This window comes from Bacillus sp. ISL-75, assembly GCF_018613095.1.
The window spans coordinates 75,158-97,208 of sequence record NZ_JAGGQX010000019.1; the positions used below are offsets into that span (position 1 = coordinate 75,158).

Consider the following 22,051-nt stretch of genomic DNA (forward strand, 5'->3'; position numbering starts at 1 on the left):
GTGGATAATTAAATGGAAGTTAATAAAAAAGAAATCATTCGTTTGCTAGAAACGATTGCGGTCTATATGGAGTTAAAGGGGGAAAACCCTTTCAAGGTTTCAGCCTTTCGGAAAGCGGCTAACGCTTTGGAAGCCGACGAACGCGACGTAACAGAGATTGAAGACTTTACCGCCATATCTGGAATCGGTAAAGGTACGGCCGCTGTCATTGATGAATACATAAAGGATGGTACTTCTTCGGTATTAAAGGAGTTGAAGGATGAAGTCCCAACAGGTCTAATCCCGTTATTGCAGCTTCCGGGGCTTGGCGGAAAGAAAATTGCTAAACTATACAAAGAATTAAAGGTCGTTGATGTTTCCAGTTTAAAAGAAGCCTGTGAAGCAGGGCAAGTACAAGCGCTTGCTGGTTTTGGTAAAAAAACAGAAGAAAAAATCCTAAGTGCGATTGCCAATGTCGGCTCTAGACCGGATCGATTGCCATTAGCATACATGCTTCCGATTGCGGAGCAAATTGAAGCAACCTTAACCGAATTACCAGATATTCATCGGTTTTCACGTGCCGGAAGTTTGCGCCGGATGAGAGTGACGATCAAAGACCTTGATTTTATTATCGCCACTAATGAACCTGAACGAGTGCGCGGGCATCTATTGGAATTGCCAAATATAAAAGAAGTGATTGGTGCGGGCGATACCAAGGTTTCGGTAGTTTTTGGATATGATTATGATATTTCCGTTGATTTCCGTCTGGTTAAGCCGGAAGAATTTACAACCACCTTGCACCATTTTACCGGATCAAAAGAACATAATGTCCGGATGCGGCAATTGGCGAAAGAACGCGGTGAAAAAATCAGTGAGTATGGCGTGGAAAACGTGGAGACGGGAGAAATTCGCACGTTTTCTTCTGAAGAAGAATTTTTCAAGCATTTTGATCTTCCATTCATTCCTCCGGAAATTAGAGAGGACGGTAGGGAAGTAGAAACGTTCTCTTCAAATGAGGAATTAATTGAGCTTGAAGATATCAAGGGTGACCTTCATATGCATTCCACCTGGAGTGACGGTGCCCATTCGATTGAACAAATGGCTCAAGTCTGCCGGGCTAGAGGCTATCAATATATGGCGATTACTGACCATTCACAGTATTTAAAGGTGGCGAATGGTCTGACTCGTGAAAGACTTTTAAAACAAAGAGAAGAAATTAAAAAATTAAATGAAAAGTACGATGATTTTCTTATTCTGGCCGGTGTGGAAATGGATATCCTTCCTGATGGCACGCTCGACTATGACGACGAATTCCTAGCTGACATGGATTTCGTTATTGCCTCCATACATTCTGCTTTTTCCCAATCAAAGGAAAAAATTATGGAGCGGCTTAAAAACGCGTTGACGAATGCTCATGTGGATTTAATTGCCCATCCAACCGGCAGAAAAATCGGCCGCCGCGAAGGGTACGATGTCGATATTGATTTACTTATCCAACTCGCCAAAGAAACCAATACGGCGCTTGAATTAAACGCCAATCCAAACCGTCTGGACCTTGCAGCTGAATATTTACGAAGAGCACAGGATGCAGGGGTGAAAATTCTCATTAATACCGATGCACATAAAATGGATACATTAAAGCATATGGAAATCGGTGTTTCTGCAGCCAAAAAGGGCTGGATCAAAAAATCATCCGTAATAAATGCACTAGATAAAAATGACCTGCTAGAATTTTTGCATAATCGAGGATAAGGAGGTTATCTCCATGCAAGAAAAAGCTTTAAAGGTATTAGAATTTACTAAAGTAAAAGAGCAGCTTTTAGAACATGCTGCTTCGTCACTTGGTAGAAAAAAGATAAAGGACTTAGTCCCCTCCACTGATTTTGATGAAGTGGTCAAACTTCAAGCAGAAACAGATGAGGCGTCAACCGTGTTTCGTGTAAAAGGAAATGTTCCACTCTCAGGTGTCCATGATATTCTTGCACACATCAAACGTTCCGTAATTGGCGGTGTGTTAAGTCCGCATGAACTGGTCCAAATTGCTAGCACGATCCATGCCAGCCGGCAAATGAAACGATTTATTGACGATTTCGCTGACGAAAGAACAGAAATTCCGATTTTGTCCGAACAAGCAGAGCGGATTATTCCGCTCACCAACCTCGAGCAATCGATCAAACAAGCGATTGATGAAAGCGGCGAGGTGTTAGACAGCGCAAGTGACCTGCTTCGTTCATTAAGGCATCAACTCAGGTCCAATGAGTCACGGGTTCGGGAAAAACTTGAAAGTATGATTCGGTCATCAAATGCCAGCAAGATGCTTTCCGATGCCATAGTCACTATTCGTAATGATCGCTTTGTTATTCCTGTTAAACAGGAGTATCGCGGTCACTACGGCGGAATTATTCATGACCAGAGTGCATCCGGACAAACACTTTTTATTGAACCCCAAGTCATTGTCCAGTTAAATAATCAGCTGCAGGATATTCGTGTCAAGGAACAGCTGGAAATCGATCGAATTCTAACAGCACTATCAGCTGAAGCAGCCGAGCATGAGAGCGAACTCAAAGTGATTGTGGAAGTCCTGGCTAATTTGGACTTTATTTTTGCAAAAGCAAGATATGGGAAACGAATAAAAGCATCGATGCCGATTATGAATAATGAGGGGAGAATTGCTTTATATAAGGCAAGACACCCGCTCATTCCAATCGAAGAAGTGGTTGCTAACGATATCATGCTTGGGAAAGACTTCACAACAATTGTGATTACTGGTCCGAATACGGGCGGTAAAACAGTCACCTTAAAAACACTGGGATTATGTACATTAATGGCTCAGGCAGGATTGCAGGTTCCGGCCTATGACGGATCTGAACTTGCTGTCTTTGATGCTGTGTATGCTGATATTGGCGATGAACAGTCGATTGAACAAAGCTTAAGTACATTTTCCTCCCATATGGTCAACATCGTCGAAATCTTAAATAGAGTGGATTTTAATAGTCTTGTGTTATTTGACGAGCTAGGTGCGGGAACGGATCCACAGGAAGGCGCTGCCTTAGCTATTTCGATTTTAGATGAGGTCCACAAACGGGGCGCAAGGGTGATTGCTACGACCCACTATCCGGAGTTAAAGGCATATGGTTATAATCGTGAGGGTGTGCTGAATGCGAGTGTCGAGTTTAATGTTGAAACATTAAGCCCTACATATAAACTACTGCTAGGAGTCCCAGGCCGGAGTAATGCCTTTGAAATCTCGAAACGGCTGGGCTTAAATGAACGGGTCATTCTGGCTGCACGTTCCCATGTGAGTGAAGATACGAACCAAATCGATAAGATGATAGCATCCTTGGAAGACAGCAAACGGCTGGCAGAAAAAGAGCAGGAGGAAGCCCGCGATTATTTAAAATCTGCTGAAAAGCTTCATCAAGACCTGCAAAACCAACTGATAGAGTTTTACGAGAAAAAAGACTCTATGCTCGAAAAGGCAGCAGAAAAAGCTGGGGAAATCGTGGAAGAGGCGAAAAGTGAGGCCGACAAGGTAATCCGAGACTTGCGTAAAATGAGAACAGAAAAGCACGCAGAAATTAAGGAGCATGAATTAATTGATGCAAAGCGGCGTCTAGAAGGAGCAGCACCGGAAGTACCAAAATCAGCCAATCTCACAAATAAGAAAGTGAAAAAGCATACGTATATGCCAGGTGACGAGGTGAAAGTGCTTACCTTTGGTCAAAAAGGCACGTTGGTTGACAGAGTTTCTTCGAATGAATGGCAGGTTCAAATCGGAATTCTCAAAATGAAGGTAAAAGAAAAAGACATCGAATATATGAGTACCCCGAAACAAGTAGAAACCAAGCCGATGGCGATTGTAAAAGGTCGGGATTCATTTGTTAAACTGGAGTTAGATCTACGCGGGGAAAGGTATGAAGATGCTCTCCTTAAGGTGGAAAAATATATTGATGATGCCCTGCTATCCAGTTATCCGCGTGTATCGATTATCCACGGGAAAGGGACTGGTGCATTAAGACAGGGAGTTCAGGAATACTTAAGAAACCATCGTCAAGTTAAAAAAATTCGCTTTGGGGAAGCCGGCGAAGGTGGATCAGGCGTAACCATCGTTGAGTTTAAATAATGTCCGGGGAGTTTTGGCAATGGACCAGTTTTGGGAGAATGAATATATCCAAATAGCTGCTTATTATAGCGTCGTGATATTATGCTTGGTTGTCTTTTTAGCTATTTTTGAAATGGTAACCAAATATAAAAATTGGGAAGAAATCAAAAAAGGGAATGTGGCTGTGGCGATGGCAACCGGAGGGAAAATTTTGGGCGTTGCCAATATCTTTCGCTATACGATTGAGCAGAATAATTCGCTGCTTTCAATGGTTGGTTGGGGGATCTATGGCTTTATTCTATTAATAGTCGGTTATTTTATCTTTGAATTTTTAACGCCAAAATTCAAAATTGACGAAGAAATCCAAAAGGATAACCGCGCAGTTGGTTTTATTTCGATGGTTATTTCAATTGGCTTATCGATTGTAATCGGTGCAGGAATTACATAAGGGGAGAATAAAAAAGTGGAGACCTTAGCTAAAGTACTTCTTGGATTATGCGGCTTGTTTTTGCTAATCGGCTTGATCTATATGTTGTTTTTTGCTTAACTCAAAATCATCGCTGAGAGATACCAGCGGTGATTTTTTTATTCTTACCGCTAAACGGACACCTCCACTTTTCTTTCAACTTCAATTGTTAATTGTAAAATACTGTACTATAATAAAAATAGAAGTGTGAATTTTTATAATTTTCCAAATAGAAAAGGGGGATCTTATGTATGAATCAAAACCGTGGCTGGCCCTGTACCCAAAAGAAATTCCCGCCACACTGGAATACACCTCAGAGCCAGTACAGCAATACTTAGTGAATTCTGCTCGAAAATTTCCAGAAAAAGTGGCCATTCATTTTATGGGAAAAGAAATTACCTACATGAAGCTTTATGAAGAAGTAATGAATTTTGCTGGCTATTTGCAGGGAAACCTAGGCATTTCCAAAGGGGACCGCGTTGCTATTATGCTTCCTAATACACCTCAGGCTGTAATTAGTTATTTTGCGATATTAATGGCAGGCGGAATTGTCGTTCAAACCAACCCATTATATACGGAACGTGAACTTGAATACCAGATGAAAGATTCTGGCTCAAAGGCCATCATCACACTCGACATCCTCTACCCACGCGTATCTAAAGTGATGCCGCAAACAGAATTACAGCATGTAATTGTAACCGCTATCAAGAGCTACTTACCATTCCCTAAAAATCTAATTTATCCCTACATCCAGAAAAAACAATATGGAATTGTCGTTAATGTTCAACACAAAGGAAGCACGCATTTACTTTCGGAAATATTAAAAATGAAGCCTCAAAAAGTGAGGGATTATGATTTCAATCCTGAGGAAGATGTAGCACTCCTTCAATATACAGGAGGGACGACAGGATTTCCAAAAGGAGTGATGTTAACACATAAAAATTTAATTGCCAATACAAAGATGTGCCAGGCATGGCTTTACAAATCCAAGCAAGGTGAGGAATCAGTTCTCGGGATTATCCCGTTTTTCCACGTCTATGGAATGACAACCGTTCTTATTTTATCTGTGATGCAGGCAAATAAAATGATATTATTACCTAAATTCGATGTTGAGACCACATTAAAAACCATTCAAAAACAGCGCCCAACTCTGTTTCCTGGTGCACCGACGATTTATATTGGAATATTGAATTATCCTGATCTAAGAAAATATGATTTATCATCAATTCATTCTTGTATAAGTGGTTCAGCTGCGTTGCCAATTGAAGTACAAGAGCAGTTTGAGACCGTAACAGGAGGGAAACTAGTTGAAGGTTATGGTTTAACGGAAGCATCTCCTGTAACACATGCGAACTTTTTATGGGATGTACCAAGGATGAAGGGAAGTATTGGTGTGCCTTGGCCTGATACTGAGGTAAAGATCGTATCGATCGAAACAGGTGAACCCGTCCCAGTAAAGGAAATAGGCGAATTTGCCATAAAGGGTCCGCAAATCATGAAAGGGTATTGGAATCGTCCAGAAGATACTAAGGAAGTCTTGCATGATGGCTGGCTGTATACAGGTGACCTTGGTTATATGGATGAACAAGGATACTTTTATGTGGTGGACCGCAAAAAGGACATGATTATTGCAGGAGGTTACAATATATATCCTAGAGAGATAGAGGAAGTATTATATGAACATCCAGATGTTCTTGAAGTGGTGGCAGCAGGTATTCCTGACCAGTACCGTGGAGAAACGGTAAAAGCATATATTGTCTTAAAAGAAGGTTCATCGGTTACCGAAGATGAAATGAACCAATTTTCAAGAAAATATCTTGCTGCATATAAAGCCCCGAGATTATATGAATTTAGAAAAGAATTGCCTAAAACAGCTGTAGGGAAAATTTTAAGAAGGATGCTAGTGGAAGAAGAAAAACAAAAAATAGAAGAAGAAACCCAAAAACACGCATAATTGCTTCCTCTTTTTTTTGACAGTTTAAGCCTGTCCCTAGGTTGTGAATATGAAAAAGGTATAGAGTATATCTTGACAGATATACGAATAATAACTATTATGAAAATATGAATGATTATTCATTCATATTTTCTTTCATTTAATTAGATCAACAGTTAAACTGTAACAGAATTTTCTTCAAAGGAGGGATATAGTTGAAAAAAAATAAACCTAAATACATGCAAATTATTGATGCTGCGGTGATTGTGATCGCAGAAAATGGCTATCACCAAGCCCAGGTTTCAAAAATTGCCAAGCAGGCAGGAGTGGCTGATGGAACCATTTATCTATACTTTAAAAACAAGGAAGACATCCTAATCTCTCTCTTTGAAGAAAAAATGGGAAGTTTTATTGAAAAAATAGATACAATGATAGCAGGAAAAGGGACGGCGGCAGAGAAATTATTAATGATGATAGAAGCTCACTTTAGTATGCTTTCTGACGACCATCACATGGCGATCGTAACGCAATTGGAGTTACGGCAATCCAATAAGGAATTGCGACTCCGAATAAATGATGTTCTAAAAGGTTACCTAAAGGTGATCGAAAGGATTGTTATTGAAGGCAAAGAAACAGGAGAGTTTTCAGTCGACCTCGATATTCGTCTGGCCCGGCAAATGATATTCGGTACAATTGATGAAACCGTTACATCGTGGGTGATGAATGAGGAAAAGTATGATTTGCTTGCACTGGCGTCTCCAGTCCATCGACTCTTGATCAATGGCTGCGGAAGCCGGTAGAATTTAAAATAGGGGGGAGTTTTTTTGGAATACTTAAAATGGTCCTATCAAGACAGTATTGCCACGATCACAATTGCTCGTCCTCCGGCAAATGCCCTTTCTTCAGGTCTTTTAAGGGAATTGTCGACAGTGCTTGATGAAATCGAACCAAACCGTGAAATTAGAGTCCTTGTCATTCACGGGGAAGGGCGGTTCTTCTCGGCTGGGGCAGATATTAAAGAATTTACAACGGTATCTTCATCTGAAGGTTTTTCTAATCTTGGTAAGTTTGGACAGGATTTATTTGACCGGATGGAAAAATTTCCGAAACCGATTATTGCGGCAATCCATGGTGCGGCGCTTGGCGGTGGTCTCGAACTTGCCATGGCTTGTCACATTCGCCTTGTCAGTGAAACCTCAAAACTCGGTCTTCCGGAGCTGCAACTCGGCTTAATTCCTGGATTTGCCGGTTCGCAGCGTCTGCCGAAATATGTAGGTGTGGCAAGAGCTGCTGAAATGCTGTTCACATCCGAGCCAATTACAGGTATTGAGGCCGTAAAATATGGCTTAGCGAATCATGCCTATGTAGAGGAAGAAGTATTAGAGCAGGCGTATAAGCTCGCTGGAAAAATTGCTAAGAAAAGTCCAGGCTCTATTAAAGCAGCCATCGAATTATTAAATTATGCAAAAACAGAAGAGTTCTATGAAGGTTCGAAAAGAGAATCTGAGTTATTTGGTCAAGTTTTTGTCTCTAACGATGGTAAAGAAGGCATTCAAGCTTTTATTGAAAAAAGGGAACCACAATTTAAAGGTGAATAAACGTATCTTTGTAGTATAATTGAAAAGGGAAGTCCTTTTTTTCTAAGAAATTTTCTTAATCTTTCAAACTGAGCGAATGCTCGAAATTTTATTAGGAGGGAAACCATGAATATTTATGTATTACTGAAAAGAACCTTTGATACTGAAGAAAAAATTACGATTAGCGGCGGAAAAATCAATGAGGACGGTGCTGAATTTATTATCAATCCTTATGACGAATATGCGATTGAAGAAGCCATCCAAGTTCGCGATGCTAAGGGCGGAGAAGTAACTGTCATTACTGTTGGTACGGAAGAGTCTGAAAAGCAATTACGTACAGCACTTGCGATGGGCGCTGACAAAGCTGTCCTTATTAATACAGAAGATGATGTGGAAAATGGGGATCAATTTACTACAGCAAAAATCCTTGCTGAATATTTAAAGGATAAAGATGCTGATTTAATCATTGGCGGAAATGTGGCGATTGACGGTGGTACAGGTCAGGTCGGACCACGTGTCGCGGAACTACTTAACATCCCTTACGTAACAACAATCACAAAATTAGAAATCGACGGTACAAATGTAACCGTTACCAGAGATGTTGAAGGCGATTCTGAAGTTATAGAAACGAGCCTTCCTCTATTAGTAACTGCACAACAAGGTCTAAATGAGCCGCGCTATCCTTCATTGCCTGGGATCATGAAGGCAAAGAAAAAGCCGCTTGAGGAATTAGAATTAGACGACCTTGATCTTGAAGAAGACGATGTGGAAGCAAAAACAAAAACAATCGAAATTTATTTGCCGCCTAAAAAAGAAGCAGGCAGAGTATTAGCCGGCGATTTGAATGATCAAGTAAAAGAACTTGTTCAGCTACTTCATACCGAAGCAAAAGTAATTTAATTGATTTTTTACAAATATGTTTTCAGGAGGTATATGGAATGTCAAGAAAAGTTTTAGTATTAGGAGAAGTTCGTGACGGTTCATTACGTAATGTTTCTTTCGAAGCGATTGCAGCAGCAAAAACGGTTGCTGAGGGCGGAGAAGTGGTTGGTGTTTTAGTAGGTGCTTCTGTAAGCGCTTTAGGTATGGAGTTGATCCACAACGGTGCCGACCGCGTAGTAGTTGTTGAAGATGAAAAATTAAATCTATATACTTCAGATGGATACGCTCAGGCGCTTTTAGCAGTGCTTGACCAAGAAAAACCAGAAGGGTTAGTGTTAGGTCATACCTCACTTGGCAAAGACCTATCTCCAAGAATTGCTGGAAAATTAGCATCAGGTTTAATTTCAGATGCAACTGCTGTTGAGGTTGCAGGTGGAAATGTTGTGTTCACAAGACCCATCTATTCTGGGAAAGCATTTGAAAAGAAAATTGTAACGGATGGCTTAATTTTTGCAACGGTCCGTCCAAATAATATTGCGCCATTGGAAAAAGATGAAAGCAGAAGCGGCGAGGTTTCTACCCTTTCTGTAGTCATCAAAGACCTACGTGCCATTATTAAAGAAGTCGTTAGAAAAGCAAGCGAAGGTGTGGACCTAAGTGAAGCAAAAGTGGTTATCTCAGGAGGACGCGGGGTTAAGAGTGCGGATGGTTTTGAACCGCTTAAAGAACTTGCGAATGTCCTTGGCGGAGCGGTAGGCGCTTCACGTGGTGCCTGTGATGCCGACTATTGCGATTACTCTTTACAAATTGGTCAAACTGGCAAGGTAGTCACACCAGACCTTTACATTGCTTGTGGTATTTCTGGAGCAATTCAGCACTTAGCCGGCATGTCTAACTCAAAAGTAATTGTAGCCATTAACAAAGATCCAGAGGCTAATATCTTCAAAGTAGCTGATTACGGAATCGTAGGCGACTTGTTTGAAGTGGTTCCATTACTAACTGAAGAGTTTAAAAAACTGAAAGTGCACTCATAATATAAAGGCGAGCGGAAGTGGTTCCGCTCGCTTTATTTAAGGATATTATGAAGTAAATCGGGGGAAAATTAAGATGAAGCAATTTATTAGCTTGATTTTCCAAACGATGTTATACTTTCGGTAAGTAATTCAGTAATCATTAGGAGGGCAATATAAATGGCAATTTCACACTTAACAGATCAAAACTTTTCTGCTGAAACAGGTTCAGGCCTTGTTCTCGTAGATTTTTGGGCACCATGGTGCGGACCTTGTAAAATGATAGCTCCAGTTCTTGAAGAACTTGACTTAGAAATGGGCGAAAAAGTTAAAATCACTAAACTTGATGTGGATGATAACCCGCAAACTGCAGCAAATTTCGGTGTTATGAGCATTCCAACATTATTAGTAATGAAAAATGGCGAAGTGGTAGACAAAGTAGTCGGCTTCCAACCAAAAGATGCATTAGCAAGTGTATTAGAAAAACACGTGTAAGTATAGAAAGACAAAACCTTAGCTGGGAACAATCCAGCTAAGGTTTTTCTTTTTTGCAAATGACTACCACTTTCATTTATAAGCCTTTTCCTTTAAAATTTTAACAGATACTATATATATAGACGGGAGTGGAGTGGCCGGAATGAATGAAATAATCAAGCAAAAACTGACGCTGCTGCCGGATCAACCTGGCTGCTACTTAATGAAAGACCGTCAGGGTACGATTATTTATGTGGGGAAGGCAAAAGTATTAAAGAATCGCGTACGTTCTTATTTCACTGGGTCACACGATGGAAAGACGCTTAGACTAGTCAATGAGATTGAGGACTTTGAATATATTGTAACCTCTTCAAATATTGAAGCACTTCTACTTGAACTCAACCTAATAAAAAAATACGATCCGAAATACAATATCATGCTGAAGGATGATAAAACCTATCCATTTATTAAGCTGACAGCTGAAAAGCATCCGAAACTCATCATTACAAGAAAAGTAAAAAAGGACAAAGGTAAATACTTTGGTCCTTACCCAAATGCGACGGCTGCCAATGAAACCAAAAAGCTTCTTGACCGAATTTATCCGCTGCGGAAATGCTCAACCCTGCCTGACCGGGTCTGCTTGTACTACCATCTAGGGCAGTGCCTGGCACCGTGTGTCAATGAAATTCAGGAACAACAGTATAAACAAATGACGGATGAAATTACCCGCTTTTTGAATGGCGGTTATAAGGAAATAAAAAAAGAGCTTCAGGCAAAAATGTCAGCAGCTGCTGAAGAGTTGGACTTTGAAAGAGCGAAAGAGTTCCGTGATAAAATCATTCATATCGAAACCATCATGGAAAAACAGAAAATTACCATGAACGATTTTACGGATCGTGATGTTTTTGGTTATGCAGTCGATAAAGGCTGGATGTGTGTGCAGGTCTTTTTTGTCCGCCAAGGGAAACTAATTGAGAGGGACGTCTCCATGTTCCCCTTCTATAATGAGCCTGAGGAAGAAATACTAACTTTCCTCGGTCAATTTTATTCGAAAGCTAATCACTTCAAGCCGAAGGAAATCCTGATTCAAGATGAAGTCGATTTGAGTCTGGCGGAACAACTACTTGAAGTAAAAGTGCTCCAGCCACAACGGGGGCAGAAAAAGGATATTGTCAAATTGGCAATCAAAAATGCAAAAATAGCCTTAAATGAAAAGTTTTCCTTGATCGAGAAGGATGAAGACCGCACCATTAAGGCTGTCGAGAACTTGGGGGAATTACTCGGAATTTATACGCCGCACCGGATTGAAGCATTTGATAACTCCAACATCCAAGGGACAGACCCAGTATCAGCCATGGTCGTTTTCATTGATGGAAAGGCAAATCATCGGGAATACCGGAAATATAAGATCAAAACCGTTCAAGGACCTGATGATTATGAATCCATGCGTGAAGTGACAAGAAGAAGGTATTCACGCGCCTTAAAAGAAGAACTTCCCCTCCCTGATTTAATCATCATCGATGGTGGTAAAGGCCATGTTGAAGCCGTAAGAGATGTGTTGGAAAATGAGTTAGGACTGGATATTCCACTCTCGGGACTCGTCAAAGATGACAAACACAAAACTTCCCAATTGCTGTACGGCAATCCTTTGGGAATTGTTCCATTAGGCCGAAACAGCCAGGAGTTTTATTTACTGCAAAGAATTCAAGATGAGGTCCATCGCTTTGCCATTACGTTTCATCGTCAGCTTCGTGGAAAAAGTGCTTTTCAATCCTTGCTCGACGATATTCCAGGAATCGGTGAGAAACGGAAAAAGCTATTGCTAAAACAATTTGGCTCTGTGAAAAAAATGAAAGAGGCTAGTATGGAGGAATTTACAAATATCGGAATTCCTATGAACGTAGCCGAAGAATTAATTAAAAAACTTCAATCCTAGTGATTGTAAGAAAAAATAGAACATGCTATAATAAGTGAAAATTTAATTTACTATCACTTTTACGTATTAAGTGAAGGTAGAGGTGCGAGCTTCAAGAGTAATGGTTCTGAGAAGGATGAGCTTCTAAGACGGATCATGAAAGGGAATGTTCGCCGAAGTAAAGAAAGTCTCATTTCTTTCTTTGCTGGTCCTGTATTGAATAAATGCCGGATTGTCAGGACGAATGTCTTGGAGAGCTATCTTACATTGTAGGTGCGAGAATATTTTTTCGTGTTCTAAAGCAATGAGATGCCCTTCTCATTGCTTTTTTTGTTTTTTGGGGGATAAATAAGGTATTCACTTGAAAGAAGGAGAAACAAACATGGGGATTATTGTACAAAAATTCGGAGGCACCTCCGTTGCGAATGTAGAAAGAATACTAAATGTTGCATCCTGTGTAAAAGAGGAGACAGACCGTGGCAATAATGTAGTCGTTGTTGTTTCTGCAATGGGAAAATCAACGGATACACTTGTCGGATTAGCAAAAGAAATTTCCGCACAGCCAAATAAGCGGGAAATGGACATGCTGTTATCAACAGGAGAACAGGTGACTATTGCGTTATTGTCAATGGCTTTAAATCAGCAAGGGCTTGACGCCGTTTCCTTTACAGGCTGGCAGGCAGGAATCATCACAGAACCTGTCCATGGAAATGCCCGCATTTCGAATATTAAAACGTCTGCAATTGAAACGGAACTCGCAGCGGGTAAAGTTGTCATTGTGGCAGGATTCCAAGGAATCACGGAAGAAGGCGCAATTACGACGCTCGGTCGTGGTGGTTCTGACACGACAGCTGTGGCATTAGCGGCAGCCTTAAAGGCAGATAAATGCGATATTTATACCGATGTTACTGGGGTTTTCACCACGGATCCAAGATATATCAAGAATGCTCGCAAATTATTATCAGTATCGTACGATGAAATGCTAGAGTTAGCTAATTTAGGTGCTGGCGTGCTCCATCCAAGAGCAGTAGAATTTGCTAAAAACTATCAGGTTCGTCTTGAGGTTCGCTCGAGCATGGAGAGAGTAGAAGGAACAGTTATTGAGGAGGAAGCAGCAATGGAACAAAACTTAGTAGTTCGCGGTGTCGCATTTGAAGACGAAATAACAAAAGTAACAGTATTAGGATTGGCGAATTCATTAACAAGTCTATCTACCATCTTTTCAACACTAGCGGAAAATCACCTGAATGTTGACATTATTATTCAAAGTACTACAGAGGGCGATACGGCTAATTTGTCTTTCTCTATCCATACTAATGATTTATTAGAAACATTAAAGGTATTAGAAGACAATAAAGCAGTGCTTGCTTATGAGCAGATTGATGCGGAAAATAAATTAGCGAAGGTGTCAATTGTGGGCTCAGGTATGATTTCCAATCCCGGAGTAGCAGCAAAAATGTTTGAGGTACTCGCTGTAAACAACATTCAAATTAAAATGGTCAGCACATCCGAAATCAAAGTATCAGCAGTAGTAGAAGAAAAAAATATGTTAAAAGCAGTAGAAGCCTTACACGAAGCCTTCGAACTGGCAAACAAATAAAAAAAGGGTGTCAGGCACCGAAGCGGTGCCTGACACCCTATTCCCACGTTTAGTTCTTTTCCCATTTAACAGTGAAAAGGACTTTATTTGATTTCTTTACAGGATGTTCAAAGGTTTCTGCATTGGCTTCTTTTTGAAGTTCCATTTGTTGGGCAAGGAAGCCGGCTTCGAGTTGGAAAAAGTGCTCAGCTTTTGATTTCACACGCGGGACAATAACTGGACTCATTAGTTCAAATTGAATCTCAGTTTTATTTTCTTTTGTAATTTCAAGTTGGCCCCAAGAGGCTTTGGCGAAAAACTCCATAATCTGAGCAATATCAGTTAGTGGAAATTTACGTGCGAGGCGTTTTCCGGCCCAATATAAAATTTCAGGTGTATCTTTTCCTAAAATCTCAGGTAAAAGAATTTCTCTGATTAATTCATACCCAAAAAGAGATATGGATTTTGGTTCATCGGTATCTATAGTCTCAACAACAACTGTACTATCGTTCACAAGCTTCCCCTCTTTCTATCATTCTATTATATACGCTTTTTGTTAGGTGTCAGTACAGTTTTTCTAGATAAAACGAATCAATTTACAGTAGTTTTTTTGTTATTTTGCAATATCTTGCCTTGTTTTCCATGATAATTATAATTCCCGATATGGTAAAAATAACAACCGTTATATCTTGGTAATAAATTGTAATTATCTATTTATTTTTAATTTAAATCCAAATTATTGGTGGAAATAACCAATCTATTATAATTTCAATATATTTTAAAAATTTTATTATTTATGATAGAATTGTGTATCCGTTTTCTTGACGCTCTAACATGATGGGAGTAAAATGGACATGTCACATTATTGTCACACTGATGCTAGGTTTCATATAAGGGAATTTAAATGCTAGAAACTGAACATCATTTTTTTTTAAACATTATAGGGGGGTAAGTTTATGGCAGGTAATCGAGAGTTTGTTTATCGGAGATTGCATTCGTTGCTAGGGGTTATTCCAATCGGGATCTTTGTCATCCAGCATCTGATTGTGAACCACTACGCGACAGTTGGGGTAGAATCCTTCAACAAAGCTGCGAATTTTATGGGAAATCTTCCTTTTCGCTATGTGTTAGAAACTGTAATTATTTATTTACCAATTTTATTCCATGCAATCTACGGGCTGTATATTGCTTTTACAGCCAAAAACAATGCAAGCCAGTATGGATTCTTTAGAAATTGGATGTTTATGCTTCAACGTGTGTCTGGTGTGATTACACTTATTTTTATCACATGGCATGTATGGGAAACACGGGTAGCAGCGGCGTTTGGAAATGAAGTTAACTTTCAAATGATGGAAGATATTCTTTCCTCACCGTTTATGTTTGCGTTTTATGTCATTGGGATTATTTCAGCAATTTTCCACTTTGCAAACGGATTGTGGTCATTCTTTGTTAGCTGGGGCATCACGGTATCTCCACGTTCTCAAGTTATTTCTACATACGTGACAATCGTTATTTTCTTAGCACTATCCTATGTTGGAGTAACGACTTTATTAGCTTTTGTATAACAAATTAATGATTGATCGGAAAAATATTGGATTTTGGATTAAGGGAGTGAGTCACGAATGAGTAAAGGTAAGGTAATTATTGTCGGCGGCGGTTTAGCTGGCTTAATGGCAACGATTAAGGTTGCAGAAACAGGAACACCTGTAGAGTTGTTTTCTCTTGTTCCAGTTAAACGCTCTCACTCGGTTTGTGCCCAGGGTGGTATTAATGGAGCTGTAAATACCAAAGGTGAAGGCGATTCAACATGGATTCACTTTGATGATACCGTTTATGGTGGAGACTTCTTGGCTAACCAGCCGCCAGTAAAGGCGATGTGTGATGCCGCACCAGGTATAATTCACTTAATGGACCGTATGGGCGTTATGTTTAACCGTACACCAGAAGGACTATTGGACTTCCGCCGTTTCGGGGGAACACAATATCACCGGACAGCATTTGCAGGCGCAACAACTGGTCAACAGTTGCTTTATGCTTTAGACGAACAAGTTCGTCGCGAAGAAGTAGCTGGTCTGGTTACGAAATACGAAGGCTGGGAATTCCTGGGTGCTGTCGTTGATGACGATGGTGTGTGCCGTGGAATTGTGGCTCAAAATTTAAAAACAATGGAAATTAAGTCATTCTCAGGGGATGCCGTCATCATGGCAACCGGCGGCCCTGGTATTATCTTTGGAAAATCTACAAACTCAGTTATTAATACAGGTTCAGCAGCATCGATTGTGTATCAGCAAGGTGCTTATTACGCTAACGGTGAAATGATCCAAATCCATCCAACGGCCATTCCTGGTGACGATAAGCTTCGCCTCATGAGTGAATCGGCTCGTGGTGAAGGCGGCCGTATCTGGACATATAAAGATGGGAAACCATGGTATTTCTTAGAGGAGAAATATCCTGCTTACGGAAACCTGGTACCACGTGATATCGCCACTCGCGAAATTTTTGACGTTTGTGTTAATCAAAAACTCGGAGTAAATGGCGAAAACATGGTATACCTCGATCTTTCTCATAAGGATCCACATGAGTTAGATATTAAACTTGGCGGGATTATTGAAATTTATGAAAAATTCATGGGTGATGATCCTCGTAAAGTTCCAATGAAAATCTTCCCTGCTGTTCACTATTCAATGGGTGGACTTTGGGTTGATTATGACCAAATGACAAGCATCCCTGGTCTATTTGCAGCGGGTGAATGTGATTATTCTCAGCATGGTGCGAACCGTTTAGGTGCCAATTCCTTGCTTTCAGCCATTTATGGCGGAATGGTTGTAGGACCAAACGTAGTTAAATATATCAAAGGCTTGGAGAAGAGTTCCGATGCAGTTTCTTCTACCGTATTTGACCGACATGTTAAAGAACAAGAAGATAAGTGGAATTCAATTATGTCCCTAAATGGAAATGAAAATGCTTATGTTCTTCATAAAGAGCTTGGGGAATGGATGACAGATAATGTAACCGTTGTTCGTCATAACGACAGGCTATTAAAGACAGATGAGAAAATTCAGGAACTTCTAGAACGTTACCAAAACATCAATATTAATGATACATCCAAATGGAGCAACCAAGGGGCAGCCTTTACTCGTCAACTTCAAAACATGCTGCAATTGGCTCGTGTTATTACAATTGGTGCATACAACCGGAATGAGAGCCGTGGTGCTCATTATAAGCCTGACTTCCCTACACGTAATGATGAGGAATTCTTAAAAACAACAATGGCGAAATTTGTTGACAGTTCATCAGCACCGGCTTTCCATTATGAAGATGTTGATGTTTCATTGATCAAGCCACGCGAACGAAATTACGCAAAAAGTTAAGGGGGAGTAGGAAGAATGTCTGAAACTAAAATGGTTAAATTTATTATTTCACGTCAGGATAACGAAAATACTACTCCTTACCAGGAGGAATTTGAGGTTCCTTACCGTCCGAATATGAATGTCATCTCGGCGTTAATGGAAATCCGTAAGAACCCATTAAACGCAAAAGGACAAGACTCTAGCCCAGTTACCTGGGATATGAACTGTCTTGAAGAAGTATGCGGTGCATGTTCAATGGTCATCAACGGGAAGCCTCGTCAAGCCTGTTCAGCACTTGTCGACCAATTGGAGCAGCCGATTCGATTAGCTCCGATGAAAACTTTCCCTGTCGTTCGTGACTTGCAGGTTGACCGGAGTAGAATGTTTGATGCCTTAAAGAAAGTGAAAGCATGGATCCCAATCGATGGTACCTATGATTTGGGCCCAGGACCACGTATGCCTGAGACAAAGCGTCAATGGGCTTATGAGCTTTCTAAATGTATGACATGTGGTGTTTGCCTTGAGGCATGCCCGAACGTAAACAGCAAATCAAACTTTATTGGGGCACAGCCGCTTTCTCAGGTTCGTCTTTTCAATGCCCATCCAACTGGTGCAATGAATAAAGCAGAAAGACTTGAAGCGATTATGGGCGACGGCGGACTTGCAAACTGTGGTAATTCACAGAACTGTGTTCAATCTTGTCCGAAAGGTATTCCGTTGACTACCTCGATTGCTGCATTAAATCGTGATACAACCATTCAAGCCTTCAGAAGCTTCTTTGGAAGCGACCACGCATAGAATGGCGGAAGACTTTTCGTTTAATTAAAATGTGATTCAAAAAACCTTCTTTTCTATCATCGAAAAGGAGGTTTTTTGTCGAATAAGGGTAATAATTGCAATGGTTCTTTCAGTAGTGATTTGTTATACTCTTATTAATAACGTTAGTTCGTTGAAAAAGGAAGGTACATACAGGTGAAATCTAAATTTCCGCTGTTAATTATTCTTACAGGATTAATTTTAGTAGGTATTGGGCTTTGGCAATTTATAGATGTGAAAACGCAAACACATGCTTCACTCAAGCAGGCTAAGGAACTAATTGCAGATCAGCCTGAGAATGCCCCTAAAAAGAGGGATGTAAACAGCAAGCCGCCAGAAATGGGGGAGACAGTCGGTCTTTTAGCCATTCCAAAAATTAAAGCAGAGTTAGCAATCATCGAAGGAACCGACCCCGATGATCTCGAAAAAGGTGTCGGCCATTATAAAGGAGCCTATTACCCAGGCGATCAAGGACAAATTGTTCTTTCCGGACATCGAGACACCGTTTTTCGTAAATTAGGCGAACTTGAGATTGGCGATTCACTGAAACTGGAAATGCCGTATGGATCCTATACTTATGAAATAATTGGTACAAAAATTGTTAAATCTAATGATACGAGCATTATTTCGCTCCAGCATAATAAAGAGGAATTAATCTTAACAACCTGTTATCCGTTTAGTTATATAGGAAATGCCCCAAAACGATACATTATTTATGCAAAGCCCAAAAACTCCTAATCGCTAGGAGTTTTTTTTTATAAAAAGAATCATCTGTTTGTAAATATAGTCACTACATTCGTACTGTTCACATAAGATATTTTGACTAAATATATACCCACCCCGTGTTCATACTGGCGAAGGCAAGGAGGGTTACAGTACTTGAAGGAGAATGTTTATAATCACAAGCCGTTACTCACCAAACGAGAAAGAGAAGTATTCGAGTTATTAGTACAAGACAAAACAACGAAAGAAATCGCTGGTGAATTATTTATAAGCGAAAAAACGGTTCGGAATCACATTTCAAATGCCATGCAAAAGCTTGGTGTAAAGGGGCGTTCACAAGCAGTTGTAGAGCTCCTTCGAATGGGAGAGCTAGAACTTTAATTATGACCGGCATCCTTTTGGGGAGGCCGGTTTAATTTTGGATACATAAGAAAACCAGATAAGAAAGGCAAGCATATTGCTATGCTTACCCCTTTTCGACAACAATGCGGACCACGATACTTGAACACTTCTCAATACTTAGGCGAAAACGGGCATTCTTAACAACGCTTTTAACCGAGTGGTCGTTTTACTAAATAAGAATGCTGCTCTAATACCCATAATAATTAAGGTTGAGAATAAGCTAAAGAGAATATTCAAAGTATATCCCTCCACATTGAAGTTTCGTGTTAAAAAGTAACACTAAGATTATTGTTAATCTAGGAAATAATTTTATTCGAGTTAATCAAAGAGTGTGCAATAATAAATCCCGAATAAATTTGTCTTTGTCATCTAAAAGTAAATTTTTCACATAAATTACGAATAAATCTTCATAAATAAATTGATATTCTAGTTATAGACATTTAAAATAAACCTAGGATAAAAGAAATAATGCTTTTATCTCATAAAAGGATGTTATTCTTGGAATACAAACAAGTGCAAACAGAACTGGCGGGTTATATTGGGAGAACACTCCGTGAAAACTTCGGGAAAGGTCCCGAATCTGTTTATGTTTCCTATAATCACACGATACTGACTGTTTATTTACGGAACTTTATTTCGCCTTCTGAAAGTGTTTTGTTAGGGCAGCAACAAGAAGCAATGATCCAAACAACAAGAGATTTGTTGATGCAAAAATTAATCCCTGAGTTTAAAGCCTATATTAAAATTCTGACAAGTATGGAAGTTAATGAGTTTTATTATGATTGGGGTTTACATAATAAAAGTGGATTATTTGTTTGTATTGGCTCTACCTCGTCCGAAATCGAAATTAATAATGAAAAAACCTGTAATTATCATGGTCAAGGATCCCTTCACCAAGAAATTAATAGAATAAGCCTTCAAGCGGAAAAAACGCCTGAAGAGGTTGTTTCCTATTTATTAAATGAAAGAACGCTGGTAGTTATTCGAAATGGTATTCTTGTGCCAATTGAGAAGGAGTTAATTCGTTTAGGGAACTTTGAGATATTAAGGATTGCTAAACGGAATCTAGAGAAGCGATTATTACATAATAGTGGTAATTTTGAATCGATTCTACAAACGAAAGTGAATGATATATTTGTGGATTGGGATTTTTATCGCGATAAAAGTGTAATCGTACTAATATTATCACCAACAGCATAAAGGCGGAAGTGAACTAGACAATTTAAATTGAGCTAGACATAAGCCAAGATGGGATGACTCCTATCTTGGCTTTTATTTTATGGGGGAAGGAATAGATAAATAGAGATGGGCAGTTCAATAAAAGCAGCTTATAATGGATCAATTAAAACGAATATAGAAGAAGAATTAGAAAAACGTGAAGAATCCTATCGGGATTTAGTTGACAATTCACCTGACGCCGTAATCATTGCCTGTGAAGATGACATTCTTTTTATAAATGAAACGGGTGCAAGGTTATTTGGAGCATCAAACAAAGAAGAAATTCAACAAAAGAAAATAGTCGATCTCATCCATCCTGATTATCATGGGCGTATTAAAGAACGGGTGGAAATAGTTACCCGTGGGGATGCAACAGACTTTTTTGAATATAAATTGATCAGGTTGGATGGCACTGTGTTTGAGGCGGAAGTAAAAGGAATTCCGACTATATTTCAAAATAAACCTGCAAGACATATAATTATTAGGGATATAACTGATCGAAAAAAAACACTAGAACTATTACTAAATGCTGAGAAATTAAATGTAGCTGGCCAATTGGCAGCAGGGATTGCACATGAAGTACGAAATCCACTCACTGCGATTAAAGGGTTTCTTCAATTAATAGAAACAAAGCTAAATGACCATAAATCTTACTTTGATATTATCCAATCGGAAATTGATAGAATAGAACTCATTCTCAGTGAGTTATTGATACTCGCAAAACCACAAGATCTAAAGTTTGAGCCTGTGCTTTTACAGGCATTGATTGAAGATGTGAAAACACTGATTGATACCCAGGCAATTATGAATAATGTGCAGATTGAATTTGTTAATGATTGTGGAAATTTAATCATCAACGGCGATAAAAATCAACTAAAACAAGTGGTTATAAATTTTTTAAAAAATGCGATTGAAGCGATGCCGAATGGAGGGGTGATCACTATTGAGCTGAAGAAGCACGGTTTTAATCAAGTAAAGATGCTTATTAAGGATACAGGAAGTGGAATGCCGCAACATGTATTAAAACGAGTCGGGGAACCATTTTTTACAACAAAAGAGAGTGGCACTGGATTAGGAATTATGAATTCCAAACAAATTGTTGAAAATCACCATGGGACCGTTCATTTTTGGAGCGATGGAAAAGGAACGCTAATCGAAGTGATACTGCCAATTAATGGAGATAAGATTGAAAGGTCTAAACAGAGGTGGAGAGGTTTTTCGAAAAAATGGTAAATAAAATAGGCAGGAGTTTTAATAAAGACTAAAATAGGAGGGCTGAGAACAACCTTCCTATTTTTGTTGAGTAGTCTATTATACCGGTGACTTGGTATAACTATATTCTAATTCATCTGTTTTTTCATTGTAATTTACCTGTAAATCATGTCCATTAAAAAACCACAAGTCCCTTTCTTCAACATAAAACCACATGCCCTCTGATTCGAATTTAGTTATCATATCGATTGGCTCGTTATCTACTGTGAAGCCGAGCGAGAAACCTTCTTGCACAGGGCTGTTTCCATAAACCTTTGGATAAAACTTCACCTTATCTCCTGTTTTTAACTCTACTTCGTCTTTAAACCACTTTAGTGCTGTCTTGCTGATTACAATTTCCATTCTTTTCTCAC

The 22,051-nt window shown here is 39.5% G+C and carries 20 protein-coding genes and 1 riboswitch; of the genes, 18 read left to right on the forward strand and 2 right to left on the reverse strand.

Translation table 11 applies throughout. The annotated features are described in order from the left end of the window. The first annotated feature begins 12 nt into the window (after positions 1-12). The 11 genes from polX to J7E63_RS08660 all read left to right on the forward strand — a co-directional run bounded on the left by polX (position 13) and on the right by J7E63_RS08660 (position 13,938). Complete coding sequence (gene polX, locus J7E63_RS08610) at positions 13-1,731, forward strand: DNA polymerase/3'-5' exonuclease PolX (RefSeq protein ID WP_215011097.1); 1,719 nt, start codon at positions 13-15, stop codon at positions 1,729-1,731. Between the two features lie 13 nt (positions 1,732-1,744). Beyond that, positions 1,745-4,102, forward strand: coding sequence for an endonuclease MutS2 (locus tag J7E63_RS08615; RefSeq protein ID WP_215011099.1), 2,358 nt, complete (start codon positions 1,745-1,747; stop codon positions 4,100-4,102). A gap of 19 nt (positions 4,103-4,121) precedes the next feature. Then, entirely contained in the window at positions 4,122-4,529 is a 408-nt protein-coding gene (locus J7E63_RS08620; protein WP_215011101.1) for a DUF350 domain-containing protein, read from the forward strand. A 265-nt stretch (positions 4,530-4,794) separates the two neighbouring features. Next, positions 4,795-6,501, forward strand: a complete 1,707-nt coding sequence (locus J7E63_RS08625) for an AMP-binding protein (protein WP_215011103.1) — start codon at positions 4,795-4,797, stop codon at positions 6,499-6,501. Positions 6,502-6,695: 194 nt separating this feature from the next. Then, complete coding sequence (locus J7E63_RS08630) at positions 6,696-7,280, forward strand: fatty acid metabolism transcriptional regulator FadR (RefSeq protein WP_215011105.1); 585 nt, start codon at positions 6,696-6,698, stop codon at positions 7,278-7,280. Between the two features lie 24 nt (positions 7,281-7,304). Then, positions 7,305-8,078 carry an enoyl-CoA hydratase gene (locus tag J7E63_RS08635; RefSeq protein ID WP_215011107.1) on the forward strand — a complete coding sequence of 258 codons (774 nt, stop codon included), beginning with the start codon at positions 7,305-7,307 and terminating at the stop codon, positions 8,076-8,078. Between the two features lie 105 nt (positions 8,079-8,183). Further along, positions 8,184-8,957, forward strand: coding sequence for an electron transfer flavoprotein subunit beta/FixA family protein (locus tag J7E63_RS08640; RefSeq protein ID WP_168245266.1), 774 nt, complete (start codon positions 8,184-8,186; stop codon positions 8,955-8,957). 38 nt (positions 8,958-8,995) lie between these two features. Next, positions 8,996-9,973, forward strand: coding sequence for an electron transfer flavoprotein subunit alpha/FixB family protein (locus tag J7E63_RS08645; protein WP_168245265.1), 978 nt, complete (start codon positions 8,996-8,998; stop codon positions 9,971-9,973). A 156-nt stretch (positions 9,974-10,129) separates the two neighbouring features. Next, positions 10,130-10,444: a thioredoxin gene (gene trxA, locus J7E63_RS08650; protein ID WP_088089186.1), complete on the forward strand. Its 315-nt coding sequence runs from the start codon at positions 10,130-10,132 to the stop codon at positions 10,442-10,444. A 142-nt stretch (positions 10,445-10,586) separates the two neighbouring features. Beyond that, positions 10,587-12,359 carry an excinuclease ABC subunit UvrC gene (uvrC, locus tag J7E63_RS08655; RefSeq protein ID WP_215011109.1) on the forward strand — a complete coding sequence of 591 codons (1,773 nt, stop codon included), beginning with the start codon at positions 10,587-10,589 and terminating at the stop codon, positions 12,357-12,359. A 69-nt stretch (positions 12,360-12,428) separates the two neighbouring features. Then, positions 12,429-12,606: riboswitch (Lysine riboswitch) on the forward strand. A 114-nt stretch (positions 12,607-12,720) separates the two neighbouring features. Further along, positions 12,721-13,938, forward strand: a complete 1,218-nt coding sequence (locus J7E63_RS08660; RefSeq protein ID WP_215011111.1) for an aspartate kinase — start codon at positions 12,721-12,723, stop codon at positions 13,936-13,938. Between the two features lie 49 nt (positions 13,939-13,987). Here J7E63_RS08660 and J7E63_RS08665 read toward each other — a convergent pair whose 3' ends face one another. Continuing rightward, the gene (locus tag J7E63_RS08665; RefSeq protein ID WP_215011113.1) at positions 13,988-14,431 is read right to left on the reverse strand and encodes a YslB family protein; all 444 of its coding nucleotides are present in this window, start codon (positions 14,429-14,431) and stop codon (positions 13,988-13,990) included. Between the two features lie 442 nt (positions 14,432-14,873). Here J7E63_RS08665 and J7E63_RS08670 point away from each other — a divergent pair, with 442 nt between their 5' ends. The 7 genes from J7E63_RS08670 to J7E63_RS08700 all read left to right on the forward strand — a co-directional run bounded on the left by J7E63_RS08670 (position 14,874) and on the right by J7E63_RS08700 (position 21,659). Next, the gene (locus tag J7E63_RS08670; protein ID WP_215011115.1) at positions 14,874-15,482 is read left to right on the forward strand and encodes a succinate dehydrogenase cytochrome b558 subunit; all 609 of its coding nucleotides are present in this window, start codon (positions 14,874-14,876) and stop codon (positions 15,480-15,482) included. 57 nt (positions 15,483-15,539) lie between these two features. Further along, positions 15,540-17,288: a succinate dehydrogenase flavoprotein subunit gene (sdhA, locus tag J7E63_RS08675; RefSeq protein WP_215011117.1), complete on the forward strand. Its 1,749-nt coding sequence runs from the start codon at positions 15,540-15,542 to the stop codon at positions 17,286-17,288. A 15-nt stretch (positions 17,289-17,303) separates the two neighbouring features. Next, a complete protein-coding gene (gene sdhB / locus J7E63_RS08680) occupies positions 17,304-18,065 on the forward strand; it encodes a succinate dehydrogenase iron-sulfur subunit (protein WP_215011119.1) in 762 nt (253 codons plus the stop codon). A gap of 174 nt (positions 18,066-18,239) precedes the next feature. Then, positions 18,240-18,821 (forward strand): class D sortase, encoded by a 582-nt coding sequence (locus tag J7E63_RS08685; RefSeq protein ID WP_215011120.1) that lies wholly within the window; start codon positions 18,240-18,242, stop codon positions 18,819-18,821. A 141-nt stretch (positions 18,822-18,962) separates the two neighbouring features. Further along, a complete protein-coding gene (gene gerE / locus J7E63_RS08690; protein ID WP_026563391.1) occupies positions 18,963-19,187 on the forward strand; it encodes a spore germination transcription factor GerE in 225 nt (74 codons plus the stop codon). Positions 19,188-19,697: 510 nt separating this feature from the next. Continuing rightward, the gene (locus J7E63_RS08695) at positions 19,698-20,408 is read left to right on the forward strand and encodes a Na-translocating system protein MpsC family protein (RefSeq protein ID WP_215011302.1); all 711 of its coding nucleotides are present in this window, start codon (positions 19,698-19,700) and stop codon (positions 20,406-20,408) included. A gap of 105 nt (positions 20,409-20,513) precedes the next feature. Continuing rightward, a complete protein-coding gene (locus tag J7E63_RS08700) occupies positions 20,514-21,659 on the forward strand; it encodes an ATP-binding protein (protein WP_215011122.1) in 1,146 nt (381 codons plus the stop codon). A gap of 78 nt (positions 21,660-21,737) precedes the next feature. Here the strand turns inward: J7E63_RS08700 and J7E63_RS08705 are convergent, their stop codons facing one another. Continuing rightward, positions 21,738-22,040, reverse strand: a complete 303-nt coding sequence (locus J7E63_RS08705) for a HesB/YadR/YfhF family protein (RefSeq protein WP_215011124.1) — start codon at positions 22,038-22,040, stop codon at positions 21,738-21,740. Between the last annotated feature and the right edge of the window lie 11 nt (positions 22,041-22,051).

Bases quoted from the DNA above. Each gene is read 5' to 3' on its own strand.
- J7E63_RS08695 (WP_215011302.1), top strand. From the start codon at position 19,698: ATGTTATTCTTGGAATACAAACAAGTGCAAACAGAACTGGCGGGTTAT.
- sdhA (WP_215011117.1), top strand. From the start codon at position 15,540: ATGAGTAAAGGTAAGGTAATTATTGTCGGCGGCGGTTTAGCTGGCTTA.
- sdhB (WP_215011119.1), top strand. From the start codon at position 17,304: ATGTCTGAAACTAAAATGGTTAAATTTATTATTTCACGTCAGGATAAC.
- J7E63_RS08620 (WP_215011101.1), top strand. From the start codon at position 4,122: ATGGACCAGTTTTGGGAGAATGAATATATCCAAATAGCTGCTTATTAT.
- J7E63_RS08705 (WP_215011124.1), bottom strand. From the start codon at position 22,040: ATGGAAATTGTAATCAGCAAGACAGCACTAAAGTGGTTTAAAGACGAA.
- J7E63_RS08615 (WP_215011099.1), top strand. From the start codon at position 1,745: ATGCAAGAAAAAGCTTTAAAGGTATTAGAATTTACTAAAGTAAAAGAG.
- J7E63_RS08625 (WP_215011103.1), top strand. From the start codon at position 4,795: ATGTATGAATCAAAACCGTGGCTGGCCCTGTACCCAAAAGAAATTCCC.
- polX (WP_215011097.1), top strand. From the start codon at position 13: ATGGAAGTTAATAAAAAAGAAATCATTCGTTTGCTAGAAACGATTGCG.
- J7E63_RS08645 (WP_168245265.1), top strand. From the start codon at position 8,996: ATGTCAAGAAAAGTTTTAGTATTAGGAGAAGTTCGTGACGGTTCATTA.
- uvrC (WP_215011109.1), top strand. From the start codon at position 10,587: ATGAATGAAATAATCAAGCAAAAACTGACGCTGCTGCCGGATCAACCT.
- J7E63_RS08640 (WP_168245266.1), top strand. From the start codon at position 8,184: ATGAATATTTATGTATTACTGAAAAGAACCTTTGATACTGAAGAAAAA.
- trxA (WP_088089186.1), top strand. From the start codon at position 10,130: ATGGCAATTTCACACTTAACAGATCAAAACTTTTCTGCTGAAACAGGT.
- J7E63_RS08660 (WP_215011111.1), top strand. From the start codon at position 12,721: ATGGGGATTATTGTACAAAAATTCGGAGGCACCTCCGTTGCGAATGTA.
- J7E63_RS08700 (WP_215011122.1), top strand. From the start codon at position 20,514: ATGGGCAGTTCAATAAAAGCAGCTTATAATGGATCAATTAAAACGAAT.
- J7E63_RS08670 (WP_215011115.1), top strand. From the start codon at position 14,874: ATGGCAGGTAATCGAGAGTTTGTTTATCGGAGATTGCATTCGTTGCTA.